Origin of the sequence: Actinosynnema sp. NPDC023658, from assembly GCF_040639995.1 — a bacterium.
GTDB lineage: Bacteria > Actinomycetota > Actinomycetes > Mycobacteriales > Pseudonocardiaceae > Actinosynnema.
Genome location: NZ_JBFAAX010001318.1, coordinates 1 through 1,326 on the forward strand (window position 1 = coordinate 1; position 1,326 = coordinate 1,326).

1 protein-coding gene is annotated in these 1,326 nt (G+C 75.6%); it reads right to left on the bottom strand.

Annotated elements, in window-relative coordinates:
- Nucleotides 1-1,326, bottom strand: a 1,326-nt coding sequence (locus tag AB0G02_RS40630; RefSeq protein WP_360806000.1) for a S8 family serine peptidase, incomplete at both ends; no start/stop codon positions are given.

Genomic DNA, 1,326 nt, shown 5'->3' on the forward strand with positions numbered 1-1,326 from the left:
CCCGCGTTGCGGTAGGTCAGCACCTTGCTCAGCGGCACGTCGTCGCCGTGCGGCCACTCCTGCACGCCCAGGCTGACGCTCGGGGGCGACGTGGTGAGCGTCGTGGTCATGACCTTGGCCGAGTCGACCCGGCCCGCGCCCTGGTCCATCACCGTCAGGCCGGGGTTGGGCTTGGCCGCCGCCATCAACGCGGCCTTGAGCCGGTCGCCCGACCAGTCGGGGTGCTGCTGCGCGAGCAGCGCGGCGGCGCCCACGACGTGCGGCGTCGCCATCGACGTGCCGGACATGGCCAGGTGGTCGGCCGGACCGGCGCCCGGCAGGGCCCGCGACTTGGCGGCCACGATGTCGACGCCCGGCGCGGTGATGTCGGGCTTGATCCCGCCGTCGCCCACGCGCGGCCCGCGGCTGGAGAAGTCCGCGATGTCGTCGTTCCGGTCGACCGCGCCGACCGTCAACGCGGCCTCCGCGCTGCCCGGCGAACCCACGGTCTCGGCCGCGCCGCTGTTGCCCGCGGCGACGACGAACAGCGTGCCGTGCGTCGCGGAGAGGGTGTTGACCGCTTCCTCCAGCAGGTCGATCTCCGGCCCGTCGCTGCCGCCCAGGCTGACGTTCACCACGTCCGCGCCCTGCTCGGCGGTCCAGCGCAGGCCGTCGAGGATCGCGGACTCGGGGCAGCCCTCGTGCCCGCACACCTTGGCGGCGAGCAGCTGCGCGCCCGGCGCGACACCGCGGTACGGCGTGCCGTTGCTCGCGATGGTCGACGCGACGTGCGTGCCGTGGCCGATGGTGTCGGTGGAGTCGGGGTCGCTGGTGAAGTTGTGCTCGGCCACCACCTTGCCGACCAGGTCGGGGTGCCCTCCGTCGACGCCCGTGTCGACGACGCCGACCTTCACGCCCACGCCGGTGTACCCGGCCGCCCACGCGGCGGGCGCCCCGATCTGCGGGACGCTGCGGTCCAGCACGGGCCGCCGCACGCCGTCCAGCCAGACCTTCGCCACGCCGGGCGCGGTCAGCAGCGCCTGCCAGTCGACCCCGGACGCCTTGGCCGCCGTCGTGGCCACCGCCCGCACGGTCGGCAGCTCCCGGTCGACCCGCAGCGCGCCCAGCTCCGCCGCCACCGGGCCGTCGGAGCGCGTGACGATCAGCGGCACGCGGTCGCGGCGCGCGTCGTCGTAGCCCGCCTCGACCATGCCGGTGACGTCGAACAGCCGCGCGTCGAACCTGCCCTCGGCGAGCGGGCGTGCCGCGTCGCGCGGGACGACGTGCACGTGGCCCCCGCGCTGGAAGGGCAGGTAACCGATGCCCTCCCGACCCGCGCCGGCGGTG